Origin of the sequence: Streptomyces sp. AC550_RSS872, from assembly GCF_019049285.1 — a bacterium.
GTDB lineage: Bacteria > Actinomycetota > Actinomycetes > Streptomycetales > Streptomycetaceae > Streptomyces.
Genome location: NZ_JAGMUL010000060.1, coordinates 30,301 through 48,441, shown reverse-complemented (window position 1 = coordinate 48,441; position 18,141 = coordinate 30,301). Strand labels below are relative to the sequence as shown.

The window sequence follows — 18,141 nt, the reverse complement described above, 5'->3', positions numbered from 1 at the left end:
GGAGTAGGCAGTGACGGAGTTGGAATGACAGATATTGAAATCTGTCAGCTGTCATGTCAGGCTGGAGGCATGACGACGACACGAACCCGCACCCTCGGAACCACCGGCCCCCAGGTCTCCGCGATCGGCCTCGGCTGCATGGGCATGTCCGGCATGTACGGCGAGGCGGACCGCGCCGAGTCCGTCGCCACCATCCACGCCGCCCTGGAGGCCGGCGTGACCCTGCTCGACACCGGCGACTTCTACGGCATGGGCCACAACGAACTGCTGATCAACGAGGCCCTGCGCACCGCCCCGGCCGCCCTGCGCGAGAACGCGCTGCTCAGCGTGAAGTTCGGCGCCCAGCGCGGCCCGGACGGCGAGTGGTACGGCTTCGACGGGAGCCCGGCCGCCGTGAAGACCTCCGCCGCCTACTCCCTCCAGCGCCTCGGCGTCGACCACATCGACGTCTACCGCCCCGCCCGGCTCGACCCCGACGTGCCGATCGAGGAGACCGTCGGCGCGATGGCGGAACTGGTCGAGAAGGGGTACGTCCGCCACATCGGGCTCAGCGAGGTCGGTGCGGACACCATCCGCCGGGCCGCCGCCACCGCCCCGATCGCCGACCTCCAGATCGAGTACGCGCTCATCTCCCGCGGCCCCGAGCGGGAGATCCTGCCCACCCTGCGCGAGCTGGGCATCGCCGTCACCGCGTACGGCGTGCTCTCCCGCGGGCTGATCTCGGGCCATGTCACGCCCGGCCAGGAGTACGCGGCGAACGACTTCCGCGCCCACTCGCCCCGCTTCCAGGGGGAGAACCTCCAGCACAACCTCGCCCTGGTCGAGTCCCTGCGCAAGATCGCCGAGCAGAAGGGCGTCTCCGTCACCCAGATCGCCATCGCCTGGGTGCTCTCCCAGGGCCCGCGGCACAACACGGACATCGTGCCGCTGGTCGGCGCCCGTACCCGGGCCCGGCTCGACGAGGCGCTGGGTGCCCTGGACGTGACCCTGGACGCGGCCGACCTCGCCGCCATCGAGGCCGCCGTACCCGCGGACGCGGCGGCCGGCGAGCGGTACGCCCCCGCCCAGATGGCCATGCTCGACAGCGAGCGCTGATCGCGGTGCCGGGCCCGGGTACCGTCTAGGCATGCCTCCGACCAGCGAGACCCTGACCGCCGAGCGCATCCTCGAAGCCACCGAGGAGGTGCTGCGCCGCCACGGACCGGCCAAGGCCACCGTGGTCGACGTGGCCCGCGCGCTCGGCGTCAGCCATGGCAGCGTCTACCGGCACTTCCGTACGAAGGCGGCGCTGCGGGACGCGGTCACGAAGAGGTGGCTGGACCGGACCTTCGACTCCCTCTCCGGCATCGTCACCGCCGACGACCTCGACCCGGAGGCACGCCTGCGCGCCTGGTTCACGGGCCTGTTCGCCGCCAAGCGCCGCAAAGCGGGCGACGAACCCGAGCTGTTCGCCACCTTCTCCGTGCTCGCCATCGAGAACGGCGAGGCGGTCGGCCAGCACATCGCCGACCTGACCGGCCAGCTGACCCGGATCGTCCAGTCGGGCGTCGACGCGGGCATCTTCACGGCCGCCGACCCCGCGACCACCGCCCGCGCCCTGTTCCACGCCACGGGCCGCTTCCACGACCCCCGTTATGCCCGGGAGTGGGAACAGCCCGGCGCGGAGGGGGAGTTGGAGGCGGTCGTGGACCTGCTGGTGCGAGGGCTGCGGGCCCGCGACTGAGATGTCAGGGCAGCGGAGGGGCCGTCACAGGCTGTCGAGTTCCTTCGTCGTACGCCCGAGGTAGGTGACCGGGCCCGGCTCCGGGACGGCGATCTCGTGGAAGCCGAGGCGGTCGTAGAAGGCTCTGGCCGGGGTGTTGGCCGTGACCATGGCGAGGTGCACGGCAGGGACGCCCTTGTCCCGGAGGGCCCGCAGCAGGGTGCGCATCAGCGTGCGGCCGTGGCCCTGGCCCTGCCACGCCGGGAGCAGGTCGATGTGCAGGTGGGCCGGGTAGGCGGAGACCTCCGGGACGAGCATGCGCTCCGGGTGGTGCAGGAGACGGATCATCAACTCGTCCGGAGCGGACGCGGGGTTCGGGGGGTCGTCCGGCTGCGGGTAGCGCTCGGCCGCCGACGGGAGCCACTCGGTGCGGAACCGCTCGACGAAGCGTGGAGTGTCCGCGGTGCCGAGGACATAGCCGACCGCCCGGCCCGCCCCGTCGTCCAGGACGAAGGCGAGGTCCGGTTCGAGGACGACGTACGGGATCGCGAAGGTCGTTGGGAAGATGCCCGGGTCCCGGTAGTGCGGCCGGCTGTCGCCGCCCTCGTGGGCCGTGCGGACGCAGATGTCCTCGACGGCCTCCCGGTCCTCGGGGCGGTACCGGCGGATGCGTGTCGTCATCGCTCCGACTGCGCCTCGGTCGGGTCCACCGTCGCCTGATGCGCCTCCGCCAGATGCTCCTCCGCCTTCAGCCAGGGCAGGAACTGCGCGCCCTTGCGCCAGCCGCAGGTGTCGCATCTGATCGTGCGTTGCGCGCCCTTGCGCTGTACCCGTACGACGTGCTCGCGTCCGTGGTGGTCCCAGCGGCTCACCTTGCTCGTGTTGATCTCCAGCATGACGCCTCCAGCGTCCGAGGACATCGAGTCTTCGCGCGCGCGGCGCCGGCCGGCTCCCCGCGCAGCAAGGAGTGTGCAGCAAGACCAACATCAACAGGGACTCCGGCCCGGCGAGTTGACCAACCTGTGGCCACACCCTCACCGGACGATCAACCGACGGTGCGCGGCAGCCTACGCAACAACCCTCGACGCACCGCGAATCTCAGCCGACTCCAGCCTCTCAGCCGTACGTTCGGCAGTGCGCCGAGCCCAGGGCCCGCTGGTCGCCAACCCCGCCACGAGAACCAGGAGTCCGCACCCGGTGACAATCCACCACCCGGGCCCGGCGGCGGAAACGAACGACTCCCTGTAGGACGACGCCCCCACCCCGGCCGCCAGAACGGCCCCGACCACCGCCACTCCCAGCGTCTGCCCCAGCTGACGGCTCGTGGAGGCGACGGCCGCCGCGACGCCGGCCTGCGCCCGCGGCATCCCGGAGACCGCCGTGTTGGTGATCGGCGCGTTGACGAACCCGAACCCGATCCCGAACACCGTGTACCCGAGGACCAGCGTGACGTTGGACGTCTCGGCCTCGAACAGGGCGAACAGCGCCGCGCTCAGCGTCATCGCGGTGCCGGCGATCAGCAACGGCAGCCGGGGCCCCCGCGTGCCGACCAGTCGCCCGGAGAGCGGCGCGCACAGGAACATCGGGGTCGCCATCGGGAGCATCCACAGACCCGCGTGCAGGGCGTCCAGCCCCCGTACGTTCTGTAGGTACAGCGTCGACAGGAACAGGAACCCGCCCAGCGCGGCGAACGCGCCGATGGCGATCACCGTGGCGCCGCTGAACGGGGCCGAACGGAAGAACCGCAGGTCGATGAGGGGTTCGGTGCGGCGCGGCTCGTACCAGAGGAGGCCGAGCAGGGCCGCGAGGGCGGTGATCGCGAGGGGCAGTACTGCTGTGAACCCGGCGTTCGGCGCCTCGATGATCGCGTACGTCAGTGAGCCGAACAGCGCGATCACCAGGAGCTGGCCGACCGGGTCGAGGCGGCGGGCCCTGGGGGCGCGGGACTCGGGGACGTGGAGCAAGGTGAGGAGGAGGGCGGCCAGGCCCACCGGCAGGTTGACCCAGAAGATCGCCCGCCAGCCCACCGAGTCCACGAGCAGGCCGCCGACCAGCGGGCCCGCGCCCATCGAGATGCCGACGACCGCTCCCCATGCACCTATCGCCCGTGCGCGTTCACGCGGGTCCACGAAGGTGTTGGTGATGATCGACATCGCCACCGGGTTCAGCATCGAGCCGCCCACCGCCTGCACCATCCGGAAGGCGATCAGCGAGTCGAGGTTCGGGGCGAGGGAGCACAGTGCCGAGCCGATGGTGAAGAGGACGAGGCCCGCCATGAAGACGCGTCTGCGGCCGATGCGGTCCGCCGTGGAGCCGGCCAGCATCAGGAGGGATGCCAGGACGAGGGTGTACGCGTCGATCGTCCACTGGAGGCCTGACGTGCCGGCGTCGAGGTCGCGTTGCATCGCGGGGAGGGCGACGTTGAGGGCCGTGGTGTCGAGGCTCACGATCAGCAGGCTCATGCAGCAGATCGCGAGGACCAGCAGGCGGCGGCGGGGGCTGAGCTCCGGCATTCTTGAATAGTACGCCTAACTAATGAATTTCGCCGCTGTCCGTCCGGTACGTGAGAATGGGGGGATGTCCATGACCGCCGCGCCCCTCCAGATCGGCCCGCACACCGTCCAGCCGCCCGTCGTCCTGGCGCCGATGGCCGGGATCACCAACGCGCCCTTCCGCACGCTGTGCCGTGAGTTCAGCGGGGGCAAGGGGCTGTTCGTCAGCGAGATGATCACGACCCGGGCGCTGGTCGAGCGCAACGAGAAGACCATGCAGCTGATCCACTTCGACGAGAGCGAGAAGCCTCGTTCGATCCAGCTGTACGGGGTCGACCCCGCCACCGTCGGCAAGGCCGTCCGCATGATCGCGGAGGAGGGGCTGGCCGATCACATCGACCTGAACTTCGGCTGCCCGGTGCCCAAGGTGACCCGCAAGGGCGGCGGCTCCGCGCTGCCGTTCAAGCGGAACCTGCTGCGGGCGATCCTGCGGGAGGCGGTCAGCGGGGCCGGGGACCTGCCGGTCACGATGAAGATGCGCAAGGGCATCGACGACGACCACATCACCTACCTCGACGCCGGGCGGATCGCCGTCGAGGAGGGTGTGACGGCCATCGCCCTGCACGGGCGTACGGCCGCCCAGCACTACGGCGGCACGGCCGACTGGGACGCCATCGCGCGGCTGAAGGAGCATGTGCCGGAGATCCCCGTGCTGGGCAACGGCGACATCTGGTCGGCCGAGGACGCGGTGCGGATGGTGCGCGAGACCGGCTGCGACGGGGTCGTCGTCGGGCGGGGCTGCCTGGGGCGGCCGTGGCTGTTCTCGGACCTGGTCGCGGCCTTCGAGGGGCGTACGGCCGCCCGTGCCGGAGGCGCTGATGGATACTGCGCGCGGCCGACCCTGCACGAGGTCGCCGACGTCATGGTGCGCCATGCCACGCTGCTCGGGGAGTGGATCGGGGACGAGGCGCGGGGCGTCATCGACTTCCGTAAGCATGTGGCCTGGTATCTGAAGGGCTTCGCGGTCGGTTCGGAGATGCGCAAGCGGCTGGCGATCACGTCGTCGCTGGCGGAACTCCGGTCCGGGCTGGAGGAACTGGACCTGGACCAGCCGTGGCCAGTCGGCGCCGACGGGCCACGCGGCCGTACGTCCGGCAACAACCGGGTGGTGCTGCCGGACGGCTGGCTGAAGGACCCGTACGACTGCGCGGGTGTGAGCGAGGACGCGGAGCTGGACACGTCCGGGGGCTGATCAGCCCTTCGAGGGGTGCGGGGTCGAGCCGAACGCCGTCAGGAAGCGGTCCCGGAAAGAGCTCATCTTCCAGACGGGGGCGTCCTTGGCGGGCTTGAGGCCGTCCGTCCAGTTCCAGTCGGCGATCTTGTCCAGGATCTTCGGGTCCTTGGCGACGACGGAGATCGGGACGTCCCGACTGGCGTGGTCGCCGCTGACGCGGGCCATGGGCTGGTGGTCGCCGAGGAAGACCAGGACGGTGTCGTCGGTGCCGTAGCGCTCCAGCCACTGGGTGAGGCTGGTGACCGAGTACTGGATCGACCTGGCGTACTCCTCGCGGGACTTCGTGGTGTCGGTGATGATGTCCCCCGGCTTCTTGCCGGCCTTCTGAACGGCCTTGAAGACCGAGCCGTCGCCGAGGTCGTCCCAGTCGACCATGTCCGGGATCGGCGCCCAGGGCTGGTGGCTGGAGGTGAGGATGACGAAGGACATCAAGGGTTTGTCGCGCTTCTTGCCGTGGATCTGCCGCTGGAAGGCCTCCAGGGCGTACTGGTCGGGCATCGTCGACCAGCTGAACTTCGGGCCCTTGTAGCCCAGTTGGAAGGCGTTGTACATCTCGTCGAGGCCGTACCACTTCGACTCCGGCCAGCCCTTCTGCACACCGGGCATCACGCCGACCGTGTCCCAGGCGCCGGTCCTCTGGAAGGCCTTGGTGAGGGTGAGATGGTCCCCGGCGGTGACGGTGCGGTAGCGCCGCTGGTTGTCGATCCACAGACCCGACATGGTCGTGGAGTGACCGAGCCAGCTGCTGCCGCCGTACGTCGCCGAGGTCAGCCAGCCGCTGCGGGCGTGGAAGCCGGCCTCGGTCAGGGCCTCGGTGCTCGCGTCGAGAGTCCTGTCGACCCCGGGAGCCATGACCGGGTCCTCGATGGCGCTGCGGCCGTAGCTCTCGATGAACGTGAAGACCACGTCCTTGCCGCGCAGGTCAGGCAGCAACTGGTCGGCGGGGGTGTTGCCGAAGGTGTCCGCCTTGGCCGACTCGGCGAACGCCGCCTCGTCCCGCAGCGAGTCCACCGTCCGCTGCACGTGGGTCTTGAGGGCTCCGGCGGCACGGTCGGAGGCGATCGGCATGCCGGAGTTCTGGAGACCGAGCATGGTGCAGGTGATCCAGACGGTGCCGGCGACGAGTGTGCCGTGGCCGGCCCGGGCCTTGTGCCGGGCCAGCAGGTTGCCGAGCCGGATCGTCGCGGCGGCCATGACGGCCATCAGCAGCAGGACCAGGACGACGGCGCCGACCGCGGCGGCCGTGGCCACGGTGCCGCCCAGAGTGTCGGCGACGTACGACTGGGCGTCGGGCAGCAGATCCCAGTCGAGGGCGGCGTTGAAACCCCGGCCCAGGTATTCGTTGAATCCCATGTCGAGGAGGTTCAGCACGGTCAGCACGGCGAGGCCGACCCCGTACAGCGCCGCCACCACCAGCCGTGGCAGCCGGGGCAGCCCGAGCATCACGACGGCCCCGACGATCGCCTCCGCCGGGATCCGCGTGAACCGGTTCGGCTGAAGACTGGCCAGCGTGCCGGGCATGACCAGCGCACCGAGCACCAGGACGAGCGCCAGGACGGTGGTCGTCCAGTAGAGACCACGAGCGGCCCGCGGGTGCCGGTCGCGCCAGGCGAGCAGGTGGGCGATCCGGGCTCCGAGCCCGCTGCCGCCCCCTCCGGCCCTGGCGCCGGCTTCCACCTCGCCCCCGACGCGGTCGTCCGCCACGGATCCGCTCACACCTCCGAATCCTGAAGCGGACCCTGCGTCCAGCTCCGACTCGGACTCGGCGTCGGCCTCCGGCTCGGTGTCCGGCTCCGGCTTGGGCTCGGTGCCGGGCGCCGGCCCGGCTCCGGCGTCCGGCTCCGCCTGGGCCTTCAGCGCGGGCTTGGTGTCCGGCTTCGGCTTGCGGTCGTCTTCGGGCTTCGGCTTGGGCCCGGCGTCGGGCTCGGTGTCCAGTTCCGACTCGGCCCCGGCGTCGGGCTCCGCCTCAGTGTCCAGTTCGGGCTTGGTGTCCGGCTTCGGCTTGGGGTCGGCGTCGGGTTCGGGTTCGGTGTCCAGTTCCGGCTCGGGCTCGGCGTCCGGCTTCGGCTCGGCCTTCAGCGCGGGCTTGGTGTCCGGCTTGGGCTGGGGCTTGGCGTCGGGCTCCGGCTCGGTGTCCAGTTCCGGCTCGGCTCCGGCGTCGGGCTCCGCCTCGGTGTCCAGTTCGGGCTTGGTGTCCGGCTTCGGCTTGGGGTCGGCGTCGGGCTTCGGCTTGGGCTCGGCGTCGGGCTTCGGCTCGGTGTCCAGCTCCGGCTCGGGCCCGGCGTCCGGCTTCGGTTCGGGGTCGGCGTCCAGTTCCGGCTCGGCTCCGGTGTCCGTCTGAGGGTGGGCCTCCGCCTCGGTATCACGCCTCGCCGAGGCAACCTGCGCGGTCGCGGTCGTGGTCGCGGTCGTGGTCGGCGTCTCCGGCTCGGGCCCGGCCTTGTACCCTGACGCTCCCTCACACCCCTCCGGTTCCTGCACGGTTGCGGACGGTGGCGTGGGGATGTCGTCGTCCGGCTGGTTGGAGCTGCTGAGGCGTGTGTGGACGGGCACCCGGAGGTCCTTCCGTGCGAGTCCCCTGGTGGAGTGTGTGGCGGGCCTCGCTGGGGAGGCTGGGGGCCCGCCATACCCTCGTACGGGCCGCCGCCGGGCCGTGTTCAGCCACTGCGCCCCAGCGCTCGGCAAACACCCGGCAAACGCCGGGCCAACACGTCCGCGGCGGCCCGCGGCTTCCCCCTCACCGCACCCTCTCTACGCTCCGCCCACCGCCGTGAGCAGGGCCAATGGGGCCGCTGCCGAGCGGGATTCGCGTACGCAGGCGTGCGGGTACGGCACCGGCTCGGTGTGGGTGTCGCGGCCGTAGCCGGCGAGGACCTCGGGCAGGCGGTGGCCGGTTGTGGTGGCCGCGTCCACCAGGGCGTGGGCGACCGTGCGGGCCTCGTCGTGCAGGCCGTAGCGGGCCAGGCCCAGGGTGATCAGGGCGTTGTCGTGCGGCCAGACGGAGCCTCGGTGGTAGGAGAGGGGGTGGTAGGCGGGCTGGCCCGCGGCGAGGGTGCGGACGCCCCAGCCCGAGAAGAAGTCCGGTTCGAGGAGACGGCGGCCGACCGCCTCGCCGTACTCCTTGTCCAGCAGGCCGGACCAGAGCAGGTGGCCGGCGTCCGAGGCGAGTGCGTTGACCTGGTGGCCCCCGCCGTCCAGGGCCAGGGCCGGGAACGAGTGTTCCGGCATCCAGAAGTCCTGCTGGAAGCGGTCGCGCAGGTCGGCGGCCGCCTGTTCCAGTAGGGCCGCGTAGGTCTCGTCCTGCCAGACCGTGCGGGCCAGCCATGCCGTGCGGCGCAGGGCGTCGTACGCGTAGCCCTGGGCGCCCGCAGCCATCACGGGGCCGCCGGGGCGGGTGCCGTCGGCGGAGCAGATGGCGCCGGGGGAGTCCTTCCAGTTCTGGTTGGCCAGGCCGCCCTGGTCGGCCCGGTAGACCAGGTAGCCGCGGGAGGTCAGGCCGCCGTGGTCCAGCATCCAGCCGATCGCCGCGCGGGCGTGGGGTTCGAGGCGCTGGGCGAGGAGCGTGTCGCCTGTCTGTTCCACGTAGGTGCCCAGCAGGATCAGGAAGAGCGGCGTGGCGTCCACCGAGCCGTAGTAGCGGCCGTACGGCACCTGGGCGAAGTGCGCCAGCTCGCCGTGCCGTACCTCGTGCACGATCTTGCCGGGCTGGGAGACGGCCTCGAGACCGGTCTCCGTCGCCTGGGTCGCGGCGAGCGCGGGGAGCGTGGCGGCGGCCAGGCGGGGGCGGTAGGGGAGGGCGAAGAGGGAGGTGAGGAGGGCGTCCCGGCCGAGGAGGGTCAGGAACCAGGGGGCACCGGCCGCGGGGACGCGGAGCTCCTCGCCGTCGGGGCCCGTCGCCGGGACCTGGAGCGCGGCCAGGTCGGCGAGGCCTCGGGCACAGGCGGCGGCCAGTTCGGGCCAGCCGGTCGGGAAGGCCACTCCCTCGACGAACTCGCCTTCCAAGGAGAGGAGTTGGGTGGTGAGAGCCGAGGGGGAACGGGGGACACGCAGGGCCCGTTTGTCGCCGTGGGGGCGGGCGATCACTCGGAGGGTCAGTTCCTTGGTGCCGTGTGGGGGCAGGTCGAGGGTCCACAGGAGGCGGCGGGCGCCTGTGCCGGTCTCCTCCACGGCGTCGGGGGCCGGGTCGGCCGTCACGGTGGTCAGTGAGCGCCACTCGGCTCGCCGGTATGTGAACTCCACTCCGTGGTCCAGGACTTGGCGGGAGCGGGTGGCGCCGGACTTGGCGTAGGTGCGGTGGTCCGAGCGCAGCTCGAACTGGTCGGTGAAGTCGGCGTCGGCGGTGATCGCGAGGTGGATCGTCGTCGGGACGGGGCGGTTGCTGGTGACGCGGAGAGACTCGACGAACGAGTTGTCGCCGACGGCCTGTTCGCGGAAGAGGGTGTAGGCGGGGGGTTCGTTGCGGCCGCCGCGGGGGACCAGGACGCAGCGGGCCGTGTCTCCGTCGGCGACCGGGGTCAGGGTCTCGGGCACCGCTCCGTCCACGGTGAGCTGCCAGCGGCTGAGGTGGCGGGCGTCGCGTACGAATAATCCCTCCGGGGAGCCGGCGGTCCGTACGCCGCTGATGTCGCCGCCGTCGCCCACGGCGGCGAACGTTCCCCCGAACACGAGCAGATGATGCCGGTCCGTCATCCCCGGTTCCCTCCCTTTAGTTCCTTGACCGCGTTGGGTTCGGTGTGGCTGTGCAGCAGGTCCAGCGAGAGCGCGGCGGTCCAGCTGAAGCCGGTCGCCCCGCAGGCCTCGCCGGTGTACGGGTCGACGTACTCGGCGAAGTCGGAGCTGTGTGCGATGTCCAGGACCGCCTGGCGCAGCTCGTCGGCCCGGCGGTGCTCCCCGTGGGTCCGCAGGCCCCGCTCCAGCAGCCAGTTCGTGTTGAACCAGGCCGGGCCGCGCCAGTAGCGGTGCGGGTCGAAGGCCTCACCGAGGAGGTCGTAGCTCGGGACCAGGCGGGTGGAGGTGCCGAGGCCGAAGTGGGCGGATGCCGCCGTCCGGACGAGGCTTGAGGAGATGTCCCGGGGCAGGTCGGGCAGGAGGAGGGGGATCAGGCCGGAGACGGCTCGCTCGGGGACGAGTCCCCCGCCCCGGATGTCGCGGCAGAAGAACATGTTCCTCGCCGGGTCCCAGAGGCGGTCGATCAGTGTCGCCGTCAGCCGCCTCGCCCGTGCCTGCCGGGCCGTGCCGGTCGCGCCCAGTTCCTCGGCGATCCGGGCGAGCGCGTGCTCGGAGGCGATGAGCAGGGCGTTGAAGGAGGGATCCTCGACCGCGAAGTCGCCTCCGCCGTCCTTGTAGTCGCCCTTCCGGTAGTCCGCCGCCAGTCGGACGTAGCGGCCGTAGTCCAGGTCCGTCGGGCGGTCCTCGGGCGCCCCGTGGTCGAGGTCGGCCCGGCGGAAGGAGCGGGCCGGGGCGGGAGTGACGCGGGCCAGCGGGGCGTCCCAGCAGGGGCTGTTGTCCATGCCCTGTTCCCAGGGGTGCACGACCGACGCGAGGCCGCCGCCGCCCAGGTCCCGGCGGTGCAGCAGATAGCGGTGCCAGGCGGCCAGGCGGGGATACATCCGGGCGAGGAAGCCGCGCGCCCGGGACAGTCCGGGGTCGGCGCGGTGCACCAGCCAGGCCGCCAGCGCGTGCACCGGTGGCTGGACGATGCCGGAGGTCTGTACGGTGCGCGGGGCGCCCGCGGCTCGGCCCGCGGTCGAGGAGCGCCAGAAGTCGGGGCTCGGGAAGTAGGCGTCGAGGGGGACCAAGGGGTTGAAGACGATGTGCGGGACACGCCCGTCGCCCCACTGGGCGGCGAGCAGCGTCTCCAGCTCCGTCTGCGCCCGTAACGGCGAGATGTGCCTGAGGCCGATCGCGATGAACGCCGAGTCCCAGGACCACTGGTGCGGATACAGGCTGCGGGACGGGACCGTTGAGACGCCGGTCCAGTTGTCCTCCAGCACCTTCGCGGCCCTGACGTGCAGTGAAGGCGGTGAACCAGGGGGATCGTATGCGATCGAGCGTTCCGTGGAACGGGCGACGAGTTGGGCGGTGCGATCCACTCGGCACTCCCCGAGAGACGTACGGCTGACAGGTTCGGCCAGTGCGACCGTAGAGTTACGTCTATTTAACACGCAAAACTCAATATGTAATGCACGCTTGAGAAACACAAGGGGGTGCGCATGACGGGACGGGGCATGACGGGACGGGGGCAGACCGGCGCCGGGGATCTGCTCCAACTGGTGCGCAGCGGCCGGGCCGTCACGCGCGGGGCGCTCCAGCAGGTCACCGGGCTCTCCCGGGCCACCGTCGGCCAGCGCCTCGACCGGCTCTTCCGGGCGGGGTGGCTGCGCGAGGGCGCCGGGGGGCGGGTGGACTCGCCGTTGGGCGGCCGCCCCTCCATCACGCTGGAGTTCGACGACGAGCATGCCGTCGTCCTCGCCGCCGACCTCGACACCCGGCACGCACGTGCCGCCGTGCTGTCGCTGACCGGCGAGATCCTCGCCGAGCACAGCGGCGCGCTGGTCGTCGAGGACGGGCCGGACGTGGTGCTGGGCGAGCTGGGGCACTGGTTCGCCGAACTGCTGGAGAAGGCCGGGCGCCGGGCCGGCGAGGTGGGCGGCATCGGGCTCGCGGTGCCGGGGCCGGTGGACAGCGAGACCGGCCGGGTCGTCCAGCCGCCGATCATGCCCGGGTGGGACGGCTACGACATAAGGGAGCGGCTGGCCCGGGCCTTCAGCGAGCACACGGGGGCCGCCGCGGTGCCGGTCCTCGTCGACAACGACGCCAACCTCATGGCGTACGGAGAACAGCGCACGGCCTACCCCGACTGCTCGGCGTTCGTCCTGGTCAAGGTCTCGACCGGTATCGGTGCGGGGGTGGTGGTCGACGGGTCGATCTACCGGGGCGTCGACGGAGGCGCGGGCGACATCGGGCACATCCGGGTGGGCGCCGACGCGCTGTGCCGGTGCGGTTCGTACGGCTGCCTGGCCGCCGTGGCCAGTGGCGGTGCCGTGGCCCGGCGGCTGGCCGAGACGGGCGTGCCCGCGGCCTCCGGATCGGATGTGCGGGATCTGCTGGCGGCCGGGGACCCGGGGGCGGCCGCGCTGGCGCGGGAGGCCGGGCGGCAGGTCGGGGACGTGCTGGCGACCGTGGTGACGCTGCTCAACCCCGGGGTGCTGATGATCGCCGGGGACCTGGCCGGGACGGCCTTCCTCACAGGTGTGCGGGAGCTGCTCTACCAGCGGGCGCTGCCGCGCTCCACCGCTCATCTGGACGTCATGACGTCACGGCTGGGGGAGAGGGCCGCACTGGTGGGGGCCGGGGCGCTGGTCGTGGAGTATCTGTTCGCGCCCGAGCGGGTGGAAGAACGGCTGGTCGCGCTGGGTGTGTGAGGGGGAGTGGCCGGTGTGCGCCGTCGTGTGCGACGGGTGCCTGTGACGGGCGCGTTTCCGTCCCGGGTGCACGTCCGCATGGTGAAATCCGGGCCTCTGTGGCAGCGTGATTCTCGCCACCCTTGATAAGGGTTGCGCTCAGATGAGCGGATCTTGAGCGGCTGCACTTCTCCAAGGGGTGGCACTGGGTGCCACCCCTTGATCGTTCATCGATCGAAATCAGACGTGCGGGATGACTGCTCAGATGAGCGGGAAACCGCACTCATGGACGCTCTTGCGTTCAAGAAGTGAAAACATCCGCCCGTCACCGCTTGCCAAGCCTTGACTTTCGATCCACTGGCGGACGGGTGGTTACAGGCGTATGACGCGTGAGTAGACGTACCCAGGCGCCTTCGATCTGGGTATGTTCCTCGCCGTCAGGGCAGCCACCGCGTCCTCGAGGGAGTCGAGACCGTGTCGGAAAACAAAGAACCCCACGTAGCGAAGTTCGTTTACGACTTCACCGAGGGAAACAAGGACCTCAAGGACCTTCTGGGTGGCAAGGGCGCCAACCTCGCCGAGATGACCAACCTGGGCCTTCCCGTTCCCCCCGGGTTCACGATCACGACGGAAGCCTGCAAGGTCTACCTCGACAGCGGCGAGGAGCCGGCGGCACTGCGTGACGAGGTGAGTGCGCACCTCGACGCCCTCGAGACCAAGATGGGCAAGAAGCTCGGCCAGGCCGACAACCCCCTGCTGGTCTCCGTCCGTTCCGGCGCGAAGTTCTCCATGCCCGGAATGATGGACACGGTCCTCAACATCGGGCTCTCCGACAAGTCCGTGAAGGGCCTCGCCGACCAGGCCGGCGACGAGCGGTTCGCCTGGGACTCCTACCGCCGCCTCATCCAGATGTTCGGCAAGACCGTCCTCGGCGTCGACGGCGACCTCTTCGAGGAGGCCCTCGACAAGGCCAAGGAGGCCAAGAAGGTCACGGTCGACACCGACCTGGAGGCCGCCGACCTGAAGAGGCTCGTCTCCGCCTTCAAGAAGATCGTCAAGAAGGAGGCCGGCCGGGACTTCCCGCAGGACCCGCGCGAGCAGATGGACCTCGCCATCCACGCGGTCTTCGACTCCTGGAACGGCGACCGCGCCAAGCTCTACCGCCGCCAGGAGCGCATCCCGGGCGACCTCGGCACGGCCGTCAACATCTGTTCCATGGTCTTCGGCAACCTCGGCCCCGACTCCGGCACCGGCGTCGCCTTCACCCGTGACCCCGCCTCGGGCCACCAGGGCGTCTACGGCGACTACCTCCAGAACGCCCAGGGCGAGGACGTGGTCGCGGGCATCCGCAACACCGTCCCGCTGGCCGAGCTGGAGACGATCGACAAGAAGTCGTACGACCAGCTGATGCAGATCATGGAGACGCTGGAGAACCACTACAAGGACCTCTGCGACATCGAGTTCACCATCGAGCGCGGTCAGCTGTGGATGCTCCAGACCCGGGTCGGCAAGCGCACGGCGGGCGCGGCCTTCCGTATCGCCACGCAGCTCGTCGACCAGGGCCTCATCGACGAGGCGGAGGCGCTCCAGCGCGTCAACGGCGCCCAGCTCGCGCAGCTGATGTTCCCGAAGTTCGACGAGGAGGCGAAGGTCGAGCAGGTCGGCCGGGGCATCGCGGCGTCGCCGGGTGCGGCGGTCGGCAAGGCGGTCTTCGACTCGTACACGGCCGTGAAGTGGTCGCGTTCGGGTGAGAAGGTCATCCTGGTCCGCCGGGAGACCAACCCCGACGACCTGGACGGCATGATCGCGGCGGAGGGCATCCTCACTTCCCGTGGCGGCAAGACGTCCCACGCGGCCGTCGTCGCGCGCGGCATGGGCAAGACCTGCGTCTGCGGCGCGGAGGAGCTCGAGGTCGACACCAAGCGCCGCCGCATGACGGTCCCCGGCGGACACGTGGTGGAGGAAGGCGACGTCATCTCGATCGACGGCTCGTCCGGCAAGGTCTACCTGGGCGAGGTCCCGGTGGTCCCCTCCCCCGTCGTGGAGTACTTCGAGGGCCGCATGCACGCCGGTGCGCAGGACGCCGACGAGCTCGTCGAGGCCGTGCACCGGATCATGGCCTTCGCCGACCGCAAGCGCCGTCTCCGTGTCCGTGCCAACGCGGACAACGCCGAGGACGCGCTGCGCGCCCGTCGCTTCGGCGCCCAGGGCATCGGCCTGTGCCGTACGGAGCACATGTTCCTCGGCGACCGCCGTGAGCTGGTCGAACGCCTCATCCTGGCCGACACGGAGGCCGAGCGCGAGGAGTCGCTGAAGGAGCTGCTCCCGCTCCAGAAGCAGGACTTCGTGGAGCTCTTCTCGGCGATGGACGGCCTGCCGGTGACGATCCGGCTCCTCGACCCGCCGCTGCACGAGTTCCTGCCGGACATCACGGAGTTGTCGGTGCGTGTGGCGCTGGCGGAGTCCCGTCAGGAGCCGCACGAGAACGAGCTGCGCCTGCTCCAGGCCGTGCACCGGCTGCACGAGCAGAACCCGATGCTCGGTCTGCGCGGCGTACGCCTGGGCCTGGTCATCCCCGGCCTGTTCACGATGCAGGTCCGCGCCATCGCCGAGGCTGCCGCCGAGCGCAAGAACGCCAAGGGCGACCCGCGCGCCGAGATCATGATCCCGCTCGTCGGCACGGTCCAGGAGCTGGAGATCGTCCGCGAGGAGGCCGACCAGGTCGTCGCGGAGGTCGAGGCGGCGACGGGTGTGAAGCTGAAGCTGTCGATCGGCACGATGATCGAGCTGCCGCGCGCCGCGCTGACCGCCGGTCAGATCGCCGAGGCCGCGGAGTTCTTCTCCTTCGGCACGAACGACCTCACCCAGACGGTGTGGGGCTTCAGCCGGGACGACGTGGAGGCCTCCTTCTTCACGGCCTACCTGGAGAAGGGCATCTTCGGCGTATCCCCCTTCGAGACCATCGACAAGGACGGCGTCGGCTCCCTGGTCGCCGCCGCCGCGAAGGCGGGCCGCGAGACCCGGCCCGACCTGAAGCTCGGCGTCTGCGGCGAGCACGGCGGTGACCCCGAGTCCGTCCACTTCTTCCACGAGGTCGGCCTCGACTACGTCTCCTGCTCGCCGTTCCGGATCCCGGTGGCGCGCCTTGAGGCGGGGCGCGCGGCCTCGCAGTCGGCGGGGAGCGACCACCGGTAGGTCCTACGGCCACCGCTGCTGGGGCCTACGGCCACAGAAACCCCGGAGTCGTCGCCTGTCCCCGACCCTCAAGACCGATGGGCGGCGACTCCGGTGCACTAAAGAGGGCGGCATCCTGTGCGGGGGTGCCGCCCTCGCCTGCTTCCGGGGACGCGTACCGCCGCGTCAGCTGTCGCAGCCCACCCCGTCGTTGTCCCGGTCGAGGTGGGAGGCGTATCCCGGCTCGCCGCGGTGGATCGGGGCCGCGCCGGCCGCGCGGGCCTCGGTGCAGTTGGCGTAGTAGACGTCGCCGCCGGAGGAGTCGCTGTCGTCGTCGGAGGCGGAGCCGGGGTCCGCGGCGGGGGTGGCGGTGACCGTCGTGGTGACCTTGACCTTGACCGTCTTGGTGGCCGTCACCGTCGGTGCCGGCTCCGGTTCCTTCGCCTGGGCCGTCATGGTGACGGTGACCGTGGGCTGCGGCGATGCCGCCCTGGGTGCCGCGGCGGTGTTCTTCGCGCCCCCGCCGGACGCGCCGCCCGCGCCGATGCCCAGGAAGAAGGCCAGGGCGAGAGCGGGCAGCACGTAGCGCTTGCGGGCCCACTTCGGGGCCGGGCGGAACGGCGGCTGCGGTATCGGTGCCGTGGTGTACGGACTGGTCATGTCATCCCCCCACTGGTGGTGCGTGAGGGGATGACCGTAATGCCCGGCGACCAGTTGTGGAGGAGATGTGCCTGTTTCGTGACCGCTATGCGCGGAAGGGGCCCTTCACCTCGTAGGTGATCCCGCCCGACGAACTGCCGGTGGTGCCGCGCTGGCTGGAGAAGTAGAGGCGAGTGCCGTCGGGGGAGAACGCCGGGCCCGTGATCTCCGAACCCGACTGGCCGTCGATCCGCAGGAACGGGGCGATGACGTCGTCCGGCGTGATGACGCAGATCTCCATGTTGCCGCCGTCCTCGGCGACGAACAGGTCGCCGGAGGAGGAGCCGGTGATGTTGTCGACGCCGGTGAGCGGGGCCGTGCCGGAGGTGACGAGGGAGTCGTCGTACGCCAGCTCGTACGTGTTCGACGTCAGGTTGAGTTGCCAGACACGGTTGTCGCCCTTGGTGGTGAACCACACCGTGTCGTCGGCGTAGTGGCAGCCCTCGCCGCCGTTGAAGGACTTCGAGCCCGAGACCTGGGAGCGGGTGGCCGTCGGGGAGCCGTCCGGGTCGGGGACGTTCGCCCAGGTGAAGGAGCCGGAGGTGGCGCTGCCCGCGACCATGACCTGGAGGGTGCCGGAGGAGAGGTTGCCCCAGGTCGTCGGGACGAAGCGGTAGAAGCGGCCGTTCGACTCGTCCTCGGTCAGGTAGATCACCTTGCGCACCGGGTCGGCGGCCGCCGCCTCGTGCTTGAAGCGGCCCATCGCGTCCCGGCGGATCGCCGCGTTCGTGCCCCACGGGTCGGTCTCGTAGACGTAGCCGAGGGACACCTCCTCGCAGGACAGCCAGGTGTTCCATGGGGTCTTGCCGCCGGCGCAGTTCTGCCGGGTGGAGGAGAGGATGCGGTACGCGGCCGTGATCGCGCCCGTCGAGGAGAACTTGACCGCGCTCGCGCCCCCGGAGGGGTTGATCTCGGAGTTGGAGACATAGATCCAGCCGCTGCCGTCGACGTAACAGGCGCCGCCGTCAGGGGCGTTGTGCCAGGTGTACGACGTGCCGGTGACCGTCTGGCCGGAGCGGGCGATGACGCGGCTGGTGAAGCCGCTGGGGAGTCTGATGCCGTTGGCGTCGGGGGAGCCCAGCGCACCATAGGGGCCGGTGCCGGGCTGGGCGGGGGCGGCGTATGCGGCGCCGCGCCACAGAGTTCCGCCGAACACGGCGGCAGAGCCGCCGAGGACGGCCGCACGCAGGAGGTTACGACGTTCCACTCTCACTCCAAGAGATGCCGTACCGCCCCGCCGTCGGTTGACGACGGGGTCGTGCGCGGGGGGCGGCATGGAACCTAGGGGCGGATGGTGGACGGACCGTGGCCAACGCATGGCCGTCGGACGGCGTGCCTGGGTGCTGCCTGTGCGCTGACCATGAGTGCTCAGGTGAG

Annotated in this window: 13 protein-coding genes; 5 read left to right on the top strand and 8 right to left on the bottom strand. The window is 70.9% G+C overall.

Annotated elements, in window-relative coordinates:
• Positions 1–69 precede the first annotated feature (69 nt).
• Together KUM44_RS24430 and KUM44_RS24425 are read left to right on the top strand one after the other, a co-directional pair.
• Positions 70–1,095, top strand: a complete 1,026-nt coding sequence (locus KUM44_RS24430; protein WP_254390032.1) for an aldo/keto reductase — start codon at positions 70–72, stop codon at positions 1,093–1,095.
• Positions 1,096–1,126: 31 nt separating this feature from the next.
• Positions 1,127–1,723 (top strand): TetR family transcriptional regulator, encoded by a 597-nt coding sequence (locus KUM44_RS24425; protein ID WP_217211076.1) that lies wholly within the window; start codon positions 1,127–1,129, stop codon positions 1,721–1,723.
• A gap of 24 nt (positions 1,724–1,747) precedes the next feature.
• On the opposite strand, the gene KUM44_RS24420 is transcribed toward KUM44_RS24425, so the two are convergent.
• From KUM44_RS24420 to KUM44_RS24410, 3 genes are all read right to left on the bottom strand, one after another.
• Positions 1,748–2,383 carry an N-acetyltransferase gene (locus KUM44_RS24420; RefSeq protein WP_217211069.1) on the bottom strand — a complete coding sequence of 212 codons (636 nt, stop codon included), beginning with the start codon at positions 2,381–2,383 and terminating at the stop codon, positions 1,748–1,750.
• The gene (locus KUM44_RS24415; RefSeq protein ID WP_217211068.1) at positions 2,380–2,598 is read right to left on the bottom strand and encodes a hypothetical protein; all 219 of its coding nucleotides are present in this window, start codon (positions 2,596–2,598) and stop codon (positions 2,380–2,382) included. Before KUM44_RS24415 ends, KUM44_RS24420 begins: the two co-directional genes overlap by 4 nt.
• A gap of 171 nt (positions 2,599–2,769) precedes the next feature.
• Positions 2,770–4,215: an MFS transporter gene (locus KUM44_RS24410; RefSeq protein WP_217211066.1), complete on the bottom strand. Its 1,446-nt coding sequence runs from the start codon at positions 4,213–4,215 to the stop codon at positions 2,770–2,772.
• A 64-nt stretch (positions 4,216–4,279) separates the two neighbouring features.
• Between KUM44_RS24410 and dusB the strand changes: the two genes are divergently transcribed.
• A complete protein-coding gene (gene dusB / locus KUM44_RS24405) occupies positions 4,280–5,446 on the top strand; it encodes a tRNA dihydrouridine synthase DusB (RefSeq protein ID WP_217211064.1) in 1,167 nt (388 codons plus the stop codon).
• Here dusB and KUM44_RS24400 read toward each other — a convergent pair whose 3' ends face one another.
• The 3 genes from KUM44_RS24400 to KUM44_RS24390 form a co-directional block, all read right to left on the bottom strand.
• Positions 5,447–7,114 (bottom strand): sulfatase-like hydrolase/transferase, encoded by a 1,668-nt coding sequence (locus tag KUM44_RS24400; protein WP_308402714.1) that lies wholly within the window; start codon positions 7,112–7,114, stop codon positions 5,447–5,449.
• Between the two features lie 1,125 nt (positions 7,115–8,239).
• Positions 8,240–10,177 (bottom strand): glycogen debranching N-terminal domain-containing protein, encoded by a 1,938-nt coding sequence (locus KUM44_RS24395; protein WP_217211062.1) that lies wholly within the window; start codon positions 10,175–10,177, stop codon positions 8,240–8,242.
• Positions 10,174–11,580 (bottom strand): hypothetical protein, encoded by a 1,407-nt coding sequence (locus KUM44_RS24390; RefSeq protein WP_217211060.1) that lies wholly within the window; start codon positions 11,578–11,580, stop codon positions 10,174–10,176. The genes KUM44_RS24395 and KUM44_RS24390 overlap by 4 nt, the downstream gene beginning before the upstream one ends.
• A gap of 135 nt (positions 11,581–11,715) precedes the next feature.
• On the opposite strand from KUM44_RS24390, the gene KUM44_RS24385 reads away from it, so the two are divergent.
• Positions 11,716–12,912, top strand: a complete 1,197-nt coding sequence (locus KUM44_RS24385; RefSeq protein ID WP_217211199.1) for an ROK family transcriptional regulator — start codon at positions 11,716–11,718, stop codon at positions 12,910–12,912.
• Between the two features lie 453 nt (positions 12,913–13,365).
• Positions 13,366–16,086 carry a pyruvate, phosphate dikinase gene (gene ppdK / locus KUM44_RS24380; RefSeq protein ID WP_217211058.1) on the top strand — a complete coding sequence of 907 codons (2,721 nt, stop codon included), beginning with the start codon at positions 13,366–13,368 and terminating at the stop codon, positions 16,084–16,086.
• 165 nt (positions 16,087–16,251) lie between these two features.
• On the opposite strand, the gene KUM44_RS24375 is transcribed toward ppdK, so the two are convergent.
• A complete protein-coding gene (locus KUM44_RS24375) occupies positions 16,252–16,725 on the bottom strand; it encodes an excalibur calcium-binding domain-containing protein (RefSeq protein WP_217211056.1) in 474 nt (157 codons plus the stop codon).
• A gap of 85 nt (positions 16,726–16,810) precedes the next feature.
• Entirely contained in the window at positions 16,811–17,971 is a 1,161-nt protein-coding gene (locus tag KUM44_RS24370; protein WP_217211050.1) for an alkaline phosphatase PhoX, read from the bottom strand.
• Positions 17,972–18,141 lie beyond the last annotated feature (170 nt).

Coding starts and splice junctions, on each gene's coding strand:
- KUM44_RS24425 (WP_217211076.1), top strand. CDS start 1,127: ATGCCTCCGACCAGCGAGACCCTGACCGCCGAGCGCATCCTCGAAGCC.
- dusB (WP_217211064.1), top strand. CDS start 4,280: ATGTCCATGACCGCCGCGCCCCTCCAGATCGGCCCGCACACCGTCCAG.
- KUM44_RS24410 (WP_217211066.1), bottom strand. CDS start 4,215: ATGCCGGAGCTCAGCCCCCGCCGCCGCCTGCTGGTCCTCGCGATCTGC.
- KUM44_RS24385 (WP_217211199.1), top strand. CDS start 11,716: ATGACGGGACGGGGGCAGACCGGCGCCGGGGATCTGCTCCAACTGGTG.
- KUM44_RS24395 (WP_217211062.1), bottom strand. CDS start 10,177: ATGACGGACCGGCATCATCTGCTCGTGTTCGGGGGAACGTTCGCCGCC.
- KUM44_RS24415 (WP_217211068.1), bottom strand. CDS start 2,598: ATGCTGGAGATCAACACGAGCAAGGTGAGCCGCTGGGACCACCACGGA.
- KUM44_RS24420 (WP_217211069.1), bottom strand. CDS start 2,383: ATGACGACACGCATCCGCCGGTACCGCCCCGAGGACCGGGAGGCCGTC.
- KUM44_RS24375 (WP_217211056.1), bottom strand. CDS start 16,725: ATGACCAGTCCGTACACCACGGCACCGATACCGCAGCCGCCGTTCCGC.
- KUM44_RS24430 (WP_254390032.1), top strand. CDS start 70: ATGACGACGACACGAACCCGCACCCTCGGAACCACCGGCCCCCAGGTC.